This window comes from Nocardia sp. NPDC006630 (assembly GCF_040611495.1).
Classification (GTDB): Bacteria; Actinomycetota; Actinomycetes; order Mycobacteriales; family Mycobacteriaceae; genus Nocardia.
The window spans coordinates 147220-164590 of sequence record NZ_JBEXOK010000002.1; the positions used below are offsets into that span (position 1 = coordinate 147220).

General features: G+C 67.0%; 17 protein-coding genes. 4 read left to right on the forward strand and 13 right to left on the reverse strand.

The window, feature by feature from the left end; genetic code table 11:
* Positions 1-67: 67 nt before the first annotated feature.
* The 6 genes from ABZX86_RS04975 to ABZX86_RS05000 all read right to left on the reverse strand — a co-directional run bounded on the left by ABZX86_RS04975 (position 68) and on the right by ABZX86_RS05000 (position 7172).
* Positions 68-433 (reverse strand): ACT domain-containing protein, encoded by a 366-nt coding sequence (locus ABZX86_RS04975; protein ID WP_355120157.1) that lies wholly within the window; start codon positions 431-433, stop codon positions 68-70.
* A gap of 31 nt (positions 434-464) precedes the next feature.
* The gene (locus ABZX86_RS04980) at positions 465-1121 is read right to left on the reverse strand and encodes a response regulator transcription factor (RefSeq protein WP_355120159.1); all 657 of its coding nucleotides are present in this window, start codon (positions 1119-1121) and stop codon (positions 465-467) included.
* Positions 1088-2233 carry a histidine kinase gene (locus ABZX86_RS04985; RefSeq protein ID WP_355120160.1) on the reverse strand — a complete coding sequence of 382 codons (1146 nt, stop codon included), beginning with the start codon at positions 2231-2233 and terminating at the stop codon, positions 1088-1090. The genes ABZX86_RS04980 and ABZX86_RS04985 overlap by 34 nt, the downstream gene beginning before the upstream one ends.
* A gap of 5 nt (positions 2234-2238) precedes the next feature.
* Positions 2239-2727, reverse strand: coding sequence for a hypothetical protein (locus ABZX86_RS04990; RefSeq protein WP_355120162.1), 489 nt, complete (start codon positions 2725-2727; stop codon positions 2239-2241).
* A gap of 74 nt (positions 2728-2801) precedes the next feature.
* A complete protein-coding gene (locus ABZX86_RS04995) occupies positions 2802-4700 on the reverse strand; it encodes a KUP/HAK/KT family potassium transporter (RefSeq protein WP_355121262.1) in 1899 nt (632 codons plus the stop codon).
* Between the two features lie 135 nt (positions 4701-4835).
* On the reverse strand, positions 4836-7172 hold the full coding sequence (locus tag ABZX86_RS05000) for a galactose oxidase-like domain-containing protein (protein ID WP_355120164.1): 2337 nt from the start codon (positions 7170-7172) through the stop codon (positions 4836-4838).
* A 136-nt stretch (positions 7173-7308) separates the two neighbouring features.
* Here ABZX86_RS05000 and ABZX86_RS05005 point away from each other — a divergent pair, with 136 nt between their 5' ends.
* Both ABZX86_RS05005 and ABZX86_RS05010 read left to right on the forward strand, forming a co-directional pair.
* Complete coding sequence (locus tag ABZX86_RS05005) at positions 7309-7716, forward strand: hypothetical protein (RefSeq protein ID WP_355120166.1); 408 nt, start codon at positions 7309-7311, stop codon at positions 7714-7716.
* A 168-nt stretch (positions 7717-7884) separates the two neighbouring features.
* Positions 7885-8499, forward strand: coding sequence for an isoprenylcysteine carboxylmethyltransferase family protein (locus ABZX86_RS05010; RefSeq protein ID WP_355120168.1), 615 nt, complete (start codon positions 7885-7887; stop codon positions 8497-8499).
* A 4-nt stretch (positions 8500-8503) separates the two neighbouring features.
* Here the strand turns inward: ABZX86_RS05010 and ABZX86_RS05015 are convergent, their stop codons facing one another.
* Both ABZX86_RS05015 and ABZX86_RS05020 read right to left on the reverse strand, forming a co-directional pair.
* Positions 8504-9625, reverse strand: a complete 1122-nt coding sequence (locus tag ABZX86_RS05015) for a DUF5685 family protein (RefSeq protein ID WP_355120170.1) — start codon at positions 9623-9625, stop codon at positions 8504-8506.
* Between the two features lie 58 nt (positions 9626-9683).
* The gene (locus ABZX86_RS05020) at positions 9684-10385 is read right to left on the reverse strand and encodes a hypothetical protein (protein ID WP_355120172.1); all 702 of its coding nucleotides are present in this window, start codon (positions 10383-10385) and stop codon (positions 9684-9686) included.
* Positions 10386-10619: 234 nt separating this feature from the next.
* Between ABZX86_RS05020 and ABZX86_RS05025 the strand changes: the two genes are divergently transcribed.
* A complete protein-coding gene (locus ABZX86_RS05025) occupies positions 10620-11606 on the forward strand; it encodes an amidinotransferase (protein ID WP_355120174.1) in 987 nt (328 codons plus the stop codon).
* Here ABZX86_RS05025 and ABZX86_RS05030 read toward each other — a convergent pair.
* Positions 11539-13173 carry an MFS transporter gene (locus ABZX86_RS05030; RefSeq protein WP_355120176.1) on the reverse strand — a complete coding sequence of 545 codons (1635 nt, stop codon included), beginning with the start codon at positions 13171-13173 and terminating at the stop codon, positions 11539-11541. The two genes, ABZX86_RS05025 and ABZX86_RS05030, sit on opposite strands and share 68 nt — an antisense overlap.
* A 120-nt stretch (positions 13174-13293) precedes the next feature.
* Here ABZX86_RS05030 and ABZX86_RS05035 point away from each other — a divergent pair, with 120 nt between their 5' ends.
* Entirely contained in the window at positions 13294-13782 is a 489-nt protein-coding gene (locus tag ABZX86_RS05035; RefSeq protein ID WP_355120178.1) for a MarR family transcriptional regulator, read from the forward strand.
* A 98-nt stretch (positions 13783-13880) separates the two neighbouring features.
* Here the strand turns inward: ABZX86_RS05035 and ABZX86_RS05040 are convergent, their stop codons facing one another.
* The 4 genes from ABZX86_RS05040 to gap all read right to left on the reverse strand — a co-directional run bounded on the left by ABZX86_RS05040 (position 13881) and on the right by gap (position 17289).
* Positions 13881-14171 carry a hypothetical protein gene (locus ABZX86_RS05040; RefSeq protein ID WP_355120180.1) on the reverse strand — a complete coding sequence of 97 codons (291 nt, stop codon included), beginning with the start codon at positions 14169-14171 and terminating at the stop codon, positions 13881-13883.
* Between the two features lie 96 nt (positions 14172-14267).
* Positions 14268-15053: a triose-phosphate isomerase gene (gene tpiA, locus ABZX86_RS05045; protein ID WP_355120182.1), complete on the reverse strand. Its 786-nt coding sequence runs from the start codon at positions 15051-15053 to the stop codon at positions 14268-14270.
* Positions 15054-15055: 2 nt separating this feature from the next.
* Positions 15056-16267 (reverse strand): phosphoglycerate kinase, encoded by a 1212-nt coding sequence (locus ABZX86_RS05050; RefSeq protein WP_355120184.1) that lies wholly within the window; start codon positions 16265-16267, stop codon positions 15056-15058.
* Between the two features lie 5 nt (positions 16268-16272).
* The gene (gap, locus tag ABZX86_RS05055) at positions 16273-17289 is read right to left on the reverse strand and encodes a type I glyceraldehyde-3-phosphate dehydrogenase (RefSeq protein ID WP_355120186.1); all 1017 of its coding nucleotides are present in this window, start codon (positions 17287-17289) and stop codon (positions 16273-16275) included.
* Positions 17290-17371: the final 82 nt, after the last annotated feature.

A 17371-nucleotide genomic window follows, 5' to 3' on the forward strand; every position in this document is an offset into this window, starting at 1 on the left:
TACGTTCTACGTACGTAGACAGTAGTATGGTGCACCCGCCGTCCGGTCCGCGCAACCGGGACCGGGTCTACTCGGCAATCCGATGTCCGGCCTCGCGCAGTACGTCCGTCGCCTCCTGCAGCCGATGATCGGGCACCAGCACCAGATCCGCGTGATAGGTCGAGGCGACGAATACCGGAATCGACGACTCCGCCAGCGGCCCGACCACTGCGGCGAGCATGCCCGGCTGGTCCAGGCCGTGGCTGTCGCCGTCGCTGTAGAAACCCTTCCACCGCTCACCGTCCACCCAGGCGGGGGCATCACGAAGGACGGTGAGCCCCTCGGGCGCCCGGACCAGCGCGATCCACTCGTCGTCCTCCGGAAAAGTGGAATTGGCCAGATGCTCGACCGCGAACTGCGACGGGACGATGCGCAAACGTTGACTGCGAGTCATCCGGACATCGTATGCCGGTGCGGCGACAGCATCAGCGGGCCAGACCCGCGCGATGCGCATACGCGATGGCCTGTCCGCGATCGCGGACGCCGAGCTTGGCGAAGAGCGAATTGATGTGACTCTTCACCGTGCTGACACCGATGAACAGCTCCTTGGCGATCTCGGTGTTGTTGCGGCCCTGGGACATCAGGCGCAGCACCTCGAGCTCCCGATCGGTGAGGTCCACGGCGGGCGTGGCCGGGGTGTCCAGCACGGCGACCAGGCGACGGCCGACATCGGCGGCCAGGGTGGTGTGCCCGCTGGCGACCGAGCGAATGGCGGCGGCGATCTCGGCGCGGCCCGCATCCTTGGTGAGATAGCCACGGGCGCCGGCCCGTAGCGCACCGGCGATCGAGGCGTCGTCGGCGTAGGTGGTGAGCACCAGAACCGCGGTGTCCGGATGGGAAGCCGTGATGGCCGCCGTGGCGGCCGCCCCGTCCACGCCGGGCATGCGCAGATCCATCAGCACCACACGGGGTTCCAGGCGGCGCACCAGCTCGACCGCCTCCGCACCGTCGCGGGCCTCCCCCACCACCTCGATATCGGGCAGCAGGGACAACACCGTAGTCAGCCCGTCCCGCACCGTGGTCTGATCATCGGCGACCACCACCGTGATCACCGGCGTGGCGCCCGGATTCGCACTGTCCATCGACCCTCCTCCCTACCCGCCTGCACCGTGCCGCCGATCGCGGCGATCCGTTCCCGCATACCCAGCAGTCCGGCTCCCGATCCGGAGTGCCGCAGCGAACCCCCTTGTGCCGAAAGCACATTCGAGATCACGAGCTCCACCTCGGTGGCGCTGCCCTGCGCGGTGAGCGTAACCGGCTGTGCGGGAGCGTGTTTGCGGGCATTGGTCAGCGCCTCCTGCACGACCCTGGAAACGGCCATCTCGACCTGCTCGCTCGCTCTGCCGGTCGCCGCATCGATCTCGACCTGCACCTCGCCACCGGTCGCGCGATGTTCCCCGGCCAGGCGCCGCAATTCGGTGGTGAGATCGGACCCCTCGGCCCGCAGGGCGCCGACCACCCTGCGGGCGTCGGCCAATCCGGACACCGCCAGCGTGTGCGAGGCTTTCACCCGTTCGGCCGCCTGTTCGACCGCACCGGCCTCGAGCAGGGCGTCCGCGGCGTCGAGTTGCATGACCAGCCCGCCGAGGGTGTGCGCGAGTACGTCGTGGATATCGCGGGCGATGCGACCGCGTTCGGCCATGGCGGCCGCGCGATCACGTTCGGCGCGAATCACGCGGTTCTGTTCGACCAGTAATCGATTCTGCTCGGCGGCAATGCGCGTCTGCCGGCGGGCCCAGCCCATCAGTGCCAGGACCACCACCCCGGTCAGCAGGCCCAGCAGCGAACGCGGCCGCTCGCCCGCCACCACCAGACTCGACACGAACATGAGGACCACGGTCAGCGCGGCCAAGCCGTAACCGAACCAGGCCGGCTTACTCAGCAGGGCGGTCGCCCCCAGCACCGTCGCCAGCGCCGTGATCATCGAGCCGTTCGACTGCGCGGCTGTCGCGCCGCCTCCGATAGCCATGGCGCACAGCGAGATTCGCTCGATACTCAGCGCCCTGTTCGAGGCGTCGGCGGGGGCCGTCACCCATCCCGCCCAGCCGATCCACGACAGTACGATGAGCACCGACACCCACAGCGGGTGCCACGACACCGCATCGACGGACCCCAGCACCACGGCAATGAGCCCGACCAGGCGGAACAGCCTGGTCAGGCCCGTGGTGGCTCCGGTGAACGTTGCGACGATCATCGATGTCAGTCTGCCGCAACCATCCGCGAGAGTCCGGCACGACGGGCCAGGACCACGCCGCGACCGGCACGGTTGAGCGCCAGCATGAGAAGAATGGCGCCGACCGAGGCGACCACCCCCGCGCCGACCGACCGCGCGCACACCTCGACCCCGATGCGCACCGCCAGCAGGACCAGCCACAGCGTCGAGCCGAGCCATCCCGTGCGTGCCTGCCACTGACCGTCGATCCAGCGCACCTGGGATACCGAACCCATGGCCAGGCCGACGCCCAGACTCAGCACCGCGGACACCGCCAGCAGCCCGACCGCCGCGCCGCCGAGGGTATTGCTGGCGAGCACCGTCTTCATCTGCAAGACGCCCACCACGCCGAGAATGATCGGGCCACGCCACATCCGCATGGGATCCAGCACCTGCCACTGGGTCTGCCGGTACACGATCCAGCCGACCACCAGCACCACGACGACGCCTTCGACCACCGCATTCTGCAAGTTCATGCCTCTAACAGTCGGCGATCCGGCGGCCCGGCCCCACCACCCGCGGGTGGAATCCGGGTGGATCCCCGGTTGCCCTACACCTCGATTCGGGAACCGATGAGCACCGTGCGTTCGCCGGGGAGGCCGAAGTATTCGTCGGCGGCCGCGGTGATGTGCGAGGTCGCGATGAACAGGCTCTTGCGCCAGGCCGCCATGGTCGGCGCGTCGCCCTTCTTCAGTTCGATCTTGGACAGGAAGTAGGAGGCGTCGTCGACGGAGATCGGGCCCTCGGTCTTCGCCGGATCGAGCGTGCGCAGCGTGCCGGGGATATTCGGCTTCTCCATATATCCGAAAGACGCTGTCACATGGATGATTCCGTCATCGGCGTAGACCAGCTCGTCGATCTGGGTGCGCTCGGAATCGGGAATGCGCGGGACCGGCAGCGTCACGATGGACACGATCACCACGTGTTCGGCCAGCACGCGATTGTGCTCGACAATGGCCCGCATCGCCAGGGGCGCGGTCTCATTGCTGCGGCTGAGGAATACCGCAGTGCCGGGGATCCGGATGACCGGCAATCGATTCTCGTGCAGTGCGTCGATGAACTCGGGCAGCGGGCCTTCCTTCTCCTCCCTTGCGCGAGTGACGATTTCGCGCCCGCGCCGCCAGGTGGTCATGGCGGTGAAGGTGGAGATGCCGATCAGCAGCGGCAGCCAGGCGCCGTGCACCAGCTTGGTCAGATTGGCCGCCAGGAACAGCAGATCGATCACCAGCAGCGGAACCGCGCCCAGGACGACCAGCCACAGCGGGGTGCCCCACCGGGTCCGGGCGATATAGAAGAACAGCAGCGTGGTGATGGTGATGGTGGCGGTCACCGCCATACCGAACGCGAAGGCGAGCGCCGCCGAACTGCGGAAGGCGAAGACCAGGGTGATCACCGAGACCATCAGCACCCAGTTGATCCACGGTACGTAGATCTGCCCGATGGTCGACTCCGAGGTGTGCTCCACTCGCAGTCGCGGCAGATAACCGAGGTGGGCCGCCTGTGCCGCAACCGAATACGCGCCGGTGATCACCGCCTGTGAGGCGATCACCGTGGCGGCCGTCGCGAGCAGCACCATCGGCAGGCGCGCCCAGCCGGGGGCGAGCAGGAAGAACGGGCTGCTCACCGCGGACTGATCACCGAGCAGCAGGGCGCCCTGTCCGAGATAGCTCAGGGTGCACGCGGGCAATACCAGCCCGAGCCAGCCGCGGGTGATCGCCCGGCGGCCGAAATGGCCCATATCGGCATACAGCGCCTCCGCGCCGGTGACCGACAGGACCACCGCCGCCAGGGCGAAGAAGGCAATGCCGAAGTGCCCGAACATGAATCCGAGCGCATAGGTCGGCGACAGCGCCTTCAGGATCTGCGGATGATCGACGATGCCGCCCACACCGCAGGCGCCGATCGCCGTGAACCAGGCGATCATCACCGGCCCGAACAGCTTGCCCACCGCCGCGGTGCCGAGGCGCTGCGCCATGAACAGCACCAGAATGATCACCACGGTCACCGGCACCACGAAGTCCGCCAGCCCGGGCCGCACCACCTTCATGCCCTCCACCGCGGACAGCACCGAGATGGCGGGGGTGATCATGCTGTCGCCGAAGAACAGTGCGGCGCCGAAGATTCCGAGCCCGGCCAGTAGCGCGGCGGTCCGTCCGCTGCCGCCGCCCGTGCGCCGCAGCAGCGTGATCAGCGCCATGATGCCGCCCTCGCCGTCATTGTCGGCGTGCATCACCAGCGTGACGTAGGTCAACGTCACGATCGCCATGACCGACCAGAAGATCAGCGACACCACGCCGTAGACATTGGCGGAATCGAGCGGGATCGGGTGCGGATCGCCGGGATTGAAGACGGTCTGAATGGTGTAGATCGGGCTGGTGCCGATATCGCCGAAGACGACGCCGAGCGCGCCGACGACAACCGCGGTCCGGACCGGCATCCGGCCGACCATCAGATGAGTCGAGGGCACGACCCGGGGTTCCGTGGTGTTCATGGCACACTCCTCCGTCTGCGGCCCCGAACCTATCGCGTCGCCACCCGTCATGCCCGGTAGCGACGCGGCAAGCGACCACAGCGGAGAGAGTATTCAGGCGCTCAGGTGCACCCAGCGGCCTGCCGACGGTATGCCGTTCATATCCACGACAACCACGAGATACCAGCCGGGCGGTGCGAGGGCGGGACCGGACGGCATGGTCAGGCTCAGCGTGCCGGGTGCGGTGACCGTGAACGGCAGATCGATCAGCCGCTGATTGTTATCGCAGGAGTGCGTGCACGAACTGGGATGCATGAGGCTCGCCTCGCGCGGCGTCCCGTTCGTGGTGGCGGTGAGGGTGCCGCCGTAGCCTGCGGTTCCGGTGGCCAGCTCCAGTTCGGGGCGCGGGCCGCGGAAAAGGTAGGGCGGCCAGAACATTTCGATGCGCAGCTCCTCGGTCTTGCGCAGCGGGTTCGAGCCGGCGGTGAGGACCTTGCCGTCGGGCATGAGCAGTGCCACCGAGTGATACAGCCGGGCAACACGTTCCGGTGCGGTGGGAGTGAAGGCGGTCGCGCCGGCGTCGAGGAGCTCGGCGTGCGGCGGCACCATATCGGCCATCTCCTCCATGCCGGAACCGCCCGCCACGAGCACGGTGCGGTCCGGCAGCAGTACCGCGCTCAGATGCATGCGGGCGAATTCCATGGCGGGTCCGGGCTTGTAGACGGGCGTCGCGGCGCGCAGATCCACGATCTGGGTATCCGCCGAAGCGGTACCGGGACCGTGCGGATCGACATTCCCGCCGCCCAGGAGCATGACCCGCTGCGCCTGCGCGGGCGGCAGCAGCACACTGGTGGACTGACTGCGCGACTCCGGATCGACCATGCCGTCGACCTGGGTCAGAGCGCCCGTCTCGGGGTTCCAGATCGAGGGGTGCATGCCGTTGTTGACACCGAATTGACCACCGGTATAGAAGAGCCGCCCGTCCGCGAGCAGGATCAGGTGACCGTAGGTGGGGATCGGCCCCGGAATCGGCAGCTGCGACCAGGTTTCGGTGCCGGGATCGAACAGTTCCGGTGTCTCCGAGAGATATCCGTCCGTGCCCAGACCGGACACCGCGACCACGGCACCGGTCGGCAAGGCCGCCAGGGTCGGGTACCAGCGGCCGAAAGTCATGTCCGGCATCGTGTTCCAGGTGAGCGTGGCCGGATCGAAGAGCAGCGAATCACGCAGGCCGTAGAAGGGGTCGTACTGTGCGGTGCCACCGGCGGCGAGCAGGCGGCCGTCGGGCAGGAAGGCCTGACCCGAGCAGAACATATCGATGGGCGTGACCGGCGCGTCGAGACCCGGATTCGGGTAATGCCATACGCGAGTGCGGAAGTCGTGCGCGTTCTCGCGATCCGGGTCGTTGCCCGAGCCCGCGAAGAACAGCACATCGCCGGTGTGCAGCAGGGCAGAATGCACCGGATTGATCTCGGTGCCGAAATCGAGGATTCGCCAGACACCGGCGGTCGGGGCCTGTGCCAGATCGGTTTGCAGGTCCAGCACGCGCAGATATCCGGCATTGCCGCCGTCCGGATGGTCGATGGTGCACACGACCAGCTGCGGGTCCGACCCGGTGGTGGGCAGCAAAGCTATTGCCGCGCCCTGGTTCTGGGAGAAGCGCCAGTCCGGAACGTGTGACCAGCTGCTCCAGCCGTCCACGCAGTGACCGGTGCCGTCCAGGCCCCAGCCGACGGTGTAGACGCCACCATTGCCATTGTCGGGATGGTCGACCGCGAAGACGATCAGCTCCGGGCGGCCGTCACCGTCGAGATCGGCGACGGTCATGCCCGCGCCCTGGTTCTCCCAGCCCCACCAGTCCGGAATCTCCAGCCACGGAGTCCATTCCGCGACCGCGGCATCGGCGGTGAGGCCCTTGGCCAGGCGGAATCGGCCGGAGTTCTGCCCGGGCGGGTTGTCGACCGTCATCATGACCATGACGTGCTGCCCGTCGATCCGGGTGAGGCAGATATCGGCGCCCTGGTTCTCCCAGCCGTACCAGTCCGGAACCTGTTGCCACGGCGTCCAACCGCCGGTGACCGTGCCATCGGCCGCGAGAGCTCGGCCGACGCGGTAGTAGCCCTGATTCTGGCCGACGGGATTGTCGACCAGGAACACCACCAGATCGAGGCGGCCGTCGCCGGTCAGGTCAGCGAGGGCGATGCCCGCGCCCTGATTCTCCCAGCCCCACCAGTCGGGCACCGAAAGCCAAGGGCCCCAGGCGGAGACCGTGCCATCGTCCCGCAGCGCGGTGCCCACCCGGTAGTTGCCCGTGTTCTGACCGGCCGGGTCGTCCACCATCAGCACGACGACATCCGAGGTTCCGTCACCGCTCAGATCGGCGACGGCGATCCCACAATCCTGATTCTGTTGCGAAAACCAATCCGGTATGGCTACGAAATCCCCTGTCACACCGGCAATCATGGCCCTCCGGACCGGTATCCGCCCGGCGATGTCCGGATTTTCGTACCGAATCGCTCCGGCGGCGTCTGCTACCCGCTACCCTGCGAAACACTTTCATTTCACATATTCGACGGGACCTGCATTCATGCGTAAGACCCTGTGGCTCAATGGCGTAGCGCTCACCGCTGTCGCCCTGCTGAGCGCGGCGGGACCCGCCTCCGCCACCGCTGCCGACAGTATGGGCTCGGATTCGACCTTCAAGGTCGGCATCGATATTCAGCCCGGCGTCTACACCACGACGACCGCGGCGAGCATCTGCGCCTGGGCGCGGTTATCGGCGATCACCGATGACCTCAGTGCGGTCCTGCAGAGTGGCGGCGCGATCAATGGCTATGTCAAGGTCGAGATCAAACCCGGCGATATCGCCTTCTACACCGCTGGCTGCGGCACCTGGACGCTGACAACCACCACCACGATCGGTACCGGCTCCGGCGGCACCGGCTCCCTGGGCAGCGGCTCCGGCGGCTCCGGGTCCAGCACCCTCTCCTCGTAACTCTGCAAGATCACCAGGACATGGTGGCGGCGTTGTGCGAGTGGTCGCCGCCATCAGTTCCTGGTCGCCGTTGTGTTCTGCGGGCCGGGCCGGGAATCCACCCACGGGTGGAGGCGGGTTGCGCCCGGGGTGGTGGTTCGGGCGGTAGTGCGGCGGCATGCTGGGTTCATGGTCGTTAGTGATTTCCTGCAGGCAGCCGCGGGCTGGAGTTTTTCGATCGTCGGACTGGTCTGGATCGGCACCGCGGTGTGGTTCGCGGCGGTACGGCAGACCGATCTGCGGGGGAAGATCTGGCATTTCCTGCGCACGCTGCTGCCCGAACCGTGGATGATCCTCGGTCTGGCGGTGCTGGTCGTGGTGCTGGATCTGCTCCCGCACACCATGTGGGACTCGGTCACCTGGAAGTCGGCGGCGCTGATCGATGTGGGCTCGATACTGGTGATCGCCGGTGCGGCCCTGATGGTGTGGGCGCGACTGGCGCTGGGCACCATGTGGGCGGGGCGGCCGATGATCCAGCGGGATCACGAGCTGCGCACCGGCGGGCCGTATCGGCTGGTGCGCCATCCGATCTACACCGGGATTCTCGGCGCGATCGCCGGTCTCACCCTGGTCGCCGGTTTCGGGTCCGAGACGGTGGTGCTGGTTTTCGTCGCCGCGTGGCTGGGGTGGCGGGTGCATGTCGAGGATCAGATGCTCGTCGCCACCTTCGGTGATCAGTACCGCGAGTATCAGAAGCAGGTGGGCGCGCTGATTCCGCTCCCCCGCACGCTGATTCGGGCGTGACGGCTCAGCAGTCGCAGCAGCTGTCGTCACAGCAGCAGCAACAGCAGTCGTCGGTGCAGTTGCAGCATTCGCAGCAGGCCACGCCCTCGCAGAAGGGGACGCAGAAGCCGCGGCGGCGCTGGGGCGGATAGTAGCCCTGCGGCGGATAGCCGGGAGGCGGGTAATAACCCTGCGGTGGTGGGTAGCCGCCGGGATTGCGGCGGCGCCAGCGACTTTCGACTGTGGACGGCGCACTGTCGACTGTGGGCGCCGCACTGTGGCTGGTGCAGCCCGACTCCGCGCCGAAGGTGCGGTGGACCGAGCGGCGTAGCTCATGGGTCAGCAGGCGATGGATCAGCCGGCCGTCGGCGAATTCCGCTTCCGCCAGTGCTAATTCGATGCCGAGCACGGCATCCGAGCACAGCCGGTACGCCTCCGCGACGTCGGTTCCGGTGGCGGCCAGCGGATTCCACTTACCGTGTTCGAGATCCTCGCCCAGATCCTCGACGGCGTCCACGAGATGCGCTATGCGGCCGAACATCCGGCCGACCTCGGCGAGCGGCTCCGCATTGGACGGGCGGCCCGCCAGCACCGCGGTATGGCCGAAGGCCGCGGCGGTCGCGGTCTCGGTCGGCTCGGTCACCTCGAGCAGCGAGGTGCCCGGACCGGCTGCCGCCTCGATCGCGGTCTGCCGGTCCACGGCTGTCAGCAGCACAGCGGTGTCGAAACCCAGGCCCGCACCGGAGGATTCACCCTGCCGGGCCCACCGCTGCGCGATGCGGCGGGCGGCGGGCCGCATACCGGCCGTGCCGGCGACCCCGTCGTGGTCGTCCGCGTGGTCGCGCACCTTGGCGGCGGCGAGCACCAGGGAGACCGTCGCGGCCAGCCGCACGCAGTCTCCGGTCGCCACATCGGCGCGCCGCATACCGCGCAGTGGACAGGGACCGGCCTCCCGGCGCGTGGGCGGGGTCGGCGATTGCGCCTCCACCAGGGCGGAGACGATCAAGCCGTCGTAATTTGTTGCTATTCGGGCACTCTGCCCGTGATCGTCGCGCAGCGCGAGACACAGTCCGCACAGCTGCGCCAGCCAAGCCCGTCCGAGTTCCTCACCCAGCCGGTGACGGCAGGGCCGAATAATGCCGAACATATAAAGACGGTAAGCCTTTTGCGGGCGGTGGGCCCATGGAATGGGCTGCGGGGTGATGTCAGCCGAACGGCGTCGGCGCGTCGCCGGACAGGAGCAGCTGCGGCACCTGGGTGAAGGCCCACCCATTGCCCGCGCGGGTGAAGACGTACACCATGTCGAAACGCGAACCGGGCCAGGAGGCAGGCGGATTCGGGCTGATCGGGCCCAGGTGCGCGATGATCTCGCCGATATTCTCATGCTCCCAGGAGAGGAGGACCGGGCCGGTCGCGTGTGCGAGTCCGGCGGCCAGCTGTGCCTCCTGGCCCTTCTTGAAACGCTGATCCACCGTCAGGCCGAGCGCCTCCGCCAGCGGGGTCACCGTCTCGACGGGCCGCTTGCTGCCGCCGGATCCCGGGTCGGCGCCGAATATTGTTGCGGGCCTGGACAATCCCGGTCGGAAGGCAGCCGGCTTGCCATCGGCGGTACGGGGATCGAACAGGCCGATCAGCGCACCCGCCCGGGTCCAGCCACGGACGGTCAGCGACTCCGCATCGTGGTCACCGTCGGCCGTGATTCCGTACGGACTCCCGGAACCCTCCGGCTTCTCACCGTGCCGGATGATCATGACGATATCCGCGCCGGGGCCGGTCAAGGGTGCGGGCGTCGTCGGCGCGACCGCCTTGGGGTGCTTGCCCTTTCCGCCGCACGCGTCGAGCACCGGTACCAGCCCGGCCAGTGCTCCCACCGCCAGCATCGACCGCCGATTCATCCGTCGTCCCATCAACATCCTTCCCGAGCACCGCGTCACTGGTCCCGAGTCTGGCAAACGACCCTGAGAATGCGCTGCGCGCAGCACTACCGCGTGGGCAGGACTTGCTCCGACGACGGTGAACGGGTCGATGACGCCAGGAGGCGAGTGGTGCCGCTGCGCGCCTCGCGGGAGTGTGCGCTGCCGGCAGCCCGGATCGGCGTGTCCGGCCCGCGCCCTTCCCAGGACGTGGCTAACGTTGCCCGAATGGCGTCCAGCGGTGGATCGGTCCGGGTGGATAGCGAGTTCGCGACCCTGCGGACTGTGGTCGTGGCGCAGTCGCAGGTGCGCGCGCCGGACGATGTGGCGGCCCTGGGGCATACGCCGCCGGTTCCCGCGAGCGCGCGGGGCGAGATCCGGTCCATAGCCGGGAAGGATTTCGGGGAGGTGTTCCCCCGAGAGCAGGCGGCGTGGGAGGCGGAGCGGGAGAATCTCGCTGCGGTGCTGGGCAGGTACGGGGTTGAAGTATTGCGGCCGCGACTGCTGACGGAGGCGGAGAAGGCGGCCGGCGGCAGCACCGGGTACGCGAACTTCTTTGTGCGCGATCCGTGGTTCACCGTCGGCGAGCATGTCATCGAGGGCGGGTTGCAGTTTCCGCATCGACGGCACGAAGTGTTGACCAGCCGCGAGCTACTGGTGGAGCGGGTAATGCCCAGTGCGGCCGCATATGTGGCGCTGCCGTCCCCCGCGGTGCCCGAGGCCGGCGAAAAGAACGGTGCCGGGCCTTTTTTGGAGGGCGGGGATGTGCTGGTGCTGGGCAAGCACGTGTTCGTGGGCGAATCGGGGATGGCCACCAATCCCGCAGGGCGCGAATGGCTCGCCAAATACCTTCGGCCCCAAGGTTTCACGGTGACGGTGGTGCCGATGCCACCGCACGTCCTGCATCTGGACTGCGCACTCGGCCTGGTCCGCGAAGGATTGCTCATCACCTGCCCGGACCGGCTGCCCGCGGGTCTGCCTGCGCCACTGCGGGATTGGGAACAGATCGAGGTCACCGAGGAGGAGGCCGCCGCCATGGCGACGAACGGCCTGCCCATCGACTCCTCCACCTACCTCACGGATCCCGAGTTCGAGCGGGTCGGCAGTGCGTTGCAGGCGCGTGGAATCACCGTCGAATACCTCGATTTCACGGTGTCACGGAGTTTTGGTGGTGCGTTTCGCTGCTCGACTCAACCGTTGCTTCGGGTGAACTGAGCTGCCGGGGAATCAGTGCGGTGGCCAGTAGTCCCAGCAGGACGAATGTCGCGGCCAGGTAGCCACCCAGAGTGATGCCGTTCGTCATGGCGGTGCGACCGGCCTCGGCAATGGCTTCGGTATGCGGTTGCGCGGCAAAGCCTTCGATCGCCGCACCTGCGGTATCGGTGATGGTGTGCGCGTACTCGCTGGCCTGGACCCGGGATACGCCGCTATCGGTGAGGTGATCGGTGACCTGGGAGCTCAGGGTGGTGAAGAAGACCGTGGTCAGCACGGCGATACCGAGAGCGGAACCCAGTTGGCGGAAGGCGCTTTGAATGCCCGAGGCCTGACCGCTGTCGCTTTCCGGGATATCGGCGAGCACCACATTGGTGACCTGGGCGGTCGCGAATCCCACACCGATGCCGTACACGCACAGGATGAGCGAGAGTGACCACCAGGAACTGCCGGTGGTGGCGAAGAATCCCAGCGCGGCCAGACCGACGACCTCGAGACCCAGTCCGAGCCGGACCATATTCAGCGGTGAGGCCTTACCGGCCATGCCGAAGCTGGCGCCGCTGGCGATGAAGCTGCCGATGGCGACGGGGACCAGGGCCAGGCCGGATTGCACGGCACTGTAGCCGAGGGTGAATTGCAGCCACAGCGGCAGTACGGCGACAATGCCGAATTCGCCGAGGCCGATGATCAGGGTGGCGATATTGCCATTGCGGAACGAAGGCAGGGCGAACAGGCTCAGGTCCATCAGAGCGCCGTCCGGGTGGCCGCCGCGGCGCAGCAGTACCTGCTGCCAGAGGAATCCGGCCAGGAAGGCCGCGCTCAGGATGAGTGCGACCAGAACCGGGGAAGGTCCACTCGCCCAGGTGAATCCGCCGATGCCCAGCGGATGGTTGGTGGCGATCCAGCCGTAGGTGCGGCCCTCCACCAATCCGAAGGCGAGTAGTCCCAGGCCGAGTACCGACAGGAGCGATCCGGGCACATCGATGCGACTGGGCACGCGCGGCGAGGGCGTGATGCAGGCCAGCACGCCGACCACGATCAGCACGGCCAGCGGCACATTGATGCCGAAGGCCCAGCGCCAGGAGACATGCTCGGCGAGCCAGCCGCCGAGCAGCGGGCCGAGTGCGGCGGCCGCGCCGATGGTGGAACCCCAGACCGCGAAGGCTTGACCACGGGCTTTGCCGGTGAAATTGGCATTCAGCAGGGCCAGCGAGGTCGGCAGGATCATGGCGGCGCCGGCGCCCTGCAGGAATCGGGCCAGCACGAGCAGGCCGCCGCCGGGCGCCAGGCCGGCCAGGATGCTGGTCACGCCGAAGACGACCACTCCGGCGACGAAGATTCGGCGCGCCCCGACGATATCGGCAATGCGGCCGACCACCAGCAGCAGTGCCGCGAAAACGATGGCGTAGGACTCCTGAATCCATTGCGCCTCAGTCGAACCCGTGTGCAGGTCCTCGATGATCGACGGGATGATCACATTCACGATCGTGGTGTCGACCACGATCAATGCCACGCCGAGGGCGATGGCGATCAAGCCGAGCCAACGGCGGACGGATGACGCCTCGCTCACTAATTCTCTCCAATATTTCCATGGTGGAACTATTCCATGAGCAAAGTAGATTGAAGGACGCTAGGTTGTCAAACAGAGCAGTCGGCGCCGGGCCGATCCAAGGAAGGCGGACAGAGGCGGATGGACCAGCCCGTATCAGATCCCCGCGCGCAGCAGCAGCGCCTACTGGACGGCCTGCGCGCCTACGGTGCGAACTACCGCGAATTCAGCCGCCGCTTCGCCGCCTGGCTGGGCCTGCACGCCACCGACGCCGAGGCCCTCATCGAAATCCTCACCGCCGAGGAACGCGGCACCACCCTGTCCCCCGCCCGGCTCAGCGAACGAATCGCCCTGTCCAACAGCGCAACCACCGCCCTGCTGAACCGCCTCGAACAGGCCGGTCACATCGTCCGCACCCGCGAACACGACGACCGCCGCATCATCACCCTCCGCAGCAGCTCCCACGTCCAAACCCTCGCCGACGAATTCTTCAGCCCCCTCGGCAAACGCGTGGAAGCCGCCATCGACAAGTACTCCCCCGACCAACTGCGCCAATTCGAAAACTTCGTCACCGACCTGCGCGCAGCCATGAACGCCCAGCTAGCGCAACCCGCCGACCCCCAGCCCTGATCGCGGCGGCCAAGCGAGCTGGGTCCGCACAGCCGCAGTGGCCTTCCAGCCGATATCGACAGGCACCCAGTTATACGTAATTGCCATCCGGCCGAACTTCACTGCTCGGTGCCGGGACCCGCCTCGTTCCCCCCGAGCCGCGCGGTCAACTCCCGTACCTGAGCAACCGCCCTGTCCCGCTCTGCCACCACAGACTCCAGCGCAGCCTGCACATCCCGCAGCCGCTCCGCCAAGCTCGTCACCTCCGCAGCCGCAGCATCACGATCTGCGGCCACAAACCGCAATTCCGCATTGCACCGATCGAAGTAATTCAGAACCTGATCCCGGTCATATCCCTCGCGCACGATCGCAAATGGCAACGAGACAAGCGGATTCCGGTCACTGGACACAGATTCGAAGGTACGCCGCCCGGCGGTGTTGCGCGGAACGATGCGAAAGGGCCGGGCATCCGAGTGGATGTCCGGCCCTTTCGAGGGTGGAGACGGTTACGGCAGGGGGCCGCCGGCGGCGATGGCTGAGAGGGTGGCGAATTCGTCGCCCTTCAGGGAGGCGCCGCCGACGAGGGCGCCGTCGATGTCGGTTTGGCCGACGAGTTCGCCGACGTTCTTGGCGTTGACGGAGCCGCCGTAGAGGACGCGGACGCCTGCTGCCACTTCGGGATTCGCCAGGTCGGCGAGTTCCTTGCGGATGGCGCCGCAGACTTCCTGGGCGTTGTCGGGGGTGGCGACCTTGCCGGTGCCGATGGCCCAGACGGGCTCGTAGGCGATGACGACCTTGGAGATTTCCTCGGCGGTCAGGCCCTTGAGGGAGCCGCGGAGCTGTTCGAGGTTGTAGGCGACGTGGGTCTTGGACTCACGGACGCCGAGACCCTCACCGATGCAGACGATCGGCGTAATGCCGAACTTCAACGCCTGCTTGGCTTTCGCCAGCACGGTGGCGTCGTCCTCCAGGTGGTACTGGCGACGCTCCGAGTGGCCGACCACCACATAGCTGCACCCCAGCTTGGCCAGCATGGAACCGCTGATCTCGCCGGTGTAGGCGCCCTCGTCGTGCGTCGAAACATCCTGCGCGCCATAGGTGAGCAGGAGACGATCGCCCTCGATGAGGGTCTGCACGCTGCGCAGATCGGTGAACGGCGGGATCACCGTGACATCGACCTTCGCGAAGTACTTCTCGGGCAGGGCGAACGCGATCTTCTGCACCAGGGAGATGGCCTCGAGGTGATTGAGGTTCATCTTCCAGTTGCCGGCGATCAAAGGCTTACGTGCCATGTTCAGTCCTCCAAGACGGAGATGCCCGGGAGTTCTTTGCCCTCCAGGTATTCCAGCGACGCGCCGCCACCGGTGGAGATGTGCGAGAACCCGTCGTCCGGCAGACCCAGCGAGCGCACGGCCGCGGCCGAATCGCCGCCGCCGACCACCGTGAACGCGCCCTTGCCGGTGGCGACCACGATCGCCTCGGCAACACCGCGGGTACCGGCGGCGAACTGCTCGAACTCGAACACGCCCATGGGCCCGTTCCAGAACACCGTCTTGGCCTCGGTCAGCAGCGCGCCGAAGCGAGCCGTCGACTCGGGGCCGATGTCCAGACCCATCCAGCCGTCCGGAATCTCGTTGGCGGGCACCACCTTCGACTCGGCATCCGCGGCGAACTTGTCCGCCACCACGATGTCGCGCGGCAGATGGATCACGTCGGCGTACTTGTCGAGCAGATCCTTGCAGGTATCGATCATCTCGGCCTGCAGCAGCGAGCCGCCAACCGAAAGACCCTGCGCCGCAAGGAAGGTGAAGCACATGCCGCCGCCGATGACCAGCGTGTCGACCTTCGGCGCGAGCGCCTCGATGACCGCCAGCTTGTCGGAGACCTTGGAACCGCCCAGCACCACCGCGTACGGCCGCTCGGACTGCTCGGTGAGCTTCTTCAGCACCTCGGTCTCGGCCGCGACGAGCCCACCCGCGTAGTGCGGCAGCAACTTCGCCACATCGAAGACCGACGCCTGCTTGCGGTGCACCACACCGAAACCGTCGGAGACGAACGCGCCGTCATCGCCGACCAGCTCGACCAGCGCGGCGGCCAGCTTGGCCCGCTGCGCATCGTCCTTGCTGGTCTCGCGCGGATCGAAGCGAATGTTCTCCAGCAGCAGCACATCACCGTCGGTGAGGCCCTCGGAACGCGCGAGCGCGTCCTGTCCGACCACATCACCGGCGAGCTGGACATTGCGGCCCAGTTCCTCGGCGAGACGCGCGGCTACGGGAGCGAGCGAAAGCTTCGGGTCCGGTTCGCCTTTGGGGCGACCCAGGTGCGCGGTGACAACCACCTTCGCGCCGGCCTCGGCCAGCGCCTTGATGGTCGGCGCCGACGCGATGATGCGGCCCGGATCGGTAATGGTGCCGTTGTCGAGGGGAACGTTCAGGTCGGAGCGCACAAGTACGCCCCGGCCCTCGACACCCTCGCTCAGGAGATCCTGGAGTGTCTTGATCGTCATCGCGCTTACAGGGACTTACCGACGAGACCGATGAGGTCGGCCAGGCGGTTGGAGTAGCCCCACTCGTTGTCGTACCACGAGGCGACCTTGACCTGGTTGTCGATGACAACGGTCAGCGGGGCGTCGTAGATCGAGGAGTGCGGGTCGGTCACGATGTCGGAAGAGACGATCGGATCGGTGTTGTACTTCAGGATGCCCTTCATCGGGCCGTCCGCGGCGGCCTTCATGGCGGCATTGATCTCATCGACCGACGCGGTCTTGGCCAGATCCACGGTGAGGTCGGTGAGCGAACCCGTCGGAACCGGCACGCGCAGCGCATAACCGTTCAGCTTGCCGAGCAGCTCCGGAAGCACCAGGCCGATGGCCTTGGCGGCACCGGTGCCGGTGGGCACGATGTTCAGCGCGGCGGCGCGGGCACGGCGCAGATCGGCGTGCGGCGCGTCCTGCAGGTTCTGGTCCTGGGTGTACGCGTGGATGGTGGTCATCAGACCACGCTCGATGCCGAAGGAGTCATTGAGCACCTTGGCAATCGGACCCAGGCAGTTCGTGGTGCACGAGGCGTTCGAGATGATGTTCTGCGAGCCGTCGTACTTGTCATCGTTGACACCCATCACAATGGTGATGTCCTCGCCCTTGGCGGGCGCGGAGATGATGACCTTCTTGGCGCCGGCCGCGATGTGGCCCTTCGCCTTGGTCGCATCGGTGAAGATGCCGGTCGACTCGACGACCACGTCGACGCCCAGCTCGCCCCACGGCAGCGCCGCCGGACCCTCGCGCAGCGCCAGCGCCTTGATGCGCTGCTCGCCCACCACGATGAAGTCACCGTCGACCGAGACGTCCTGCGGCAGTCGGCCGAGGATGGAGTCGTACTTCAGCAGGGTCGCCAACGTCTTCGTATCGGTGAGGTCGTTGACCGCGACGATTTCGATGTCGGTGGTGCCGAGCGCCTTCTGCGCTTCGACGGCCCGGAAGAAGTTGCGTCCGATACGACCGAAGCCGTTGATACCTACCCGGACAGTCACGTTATCGCTCCTCAGCTATCAAGCGGATCGTTTCCCTTGTTGTCTCACCCTAAACCCGTAACGGAAACGTCACAGACACACC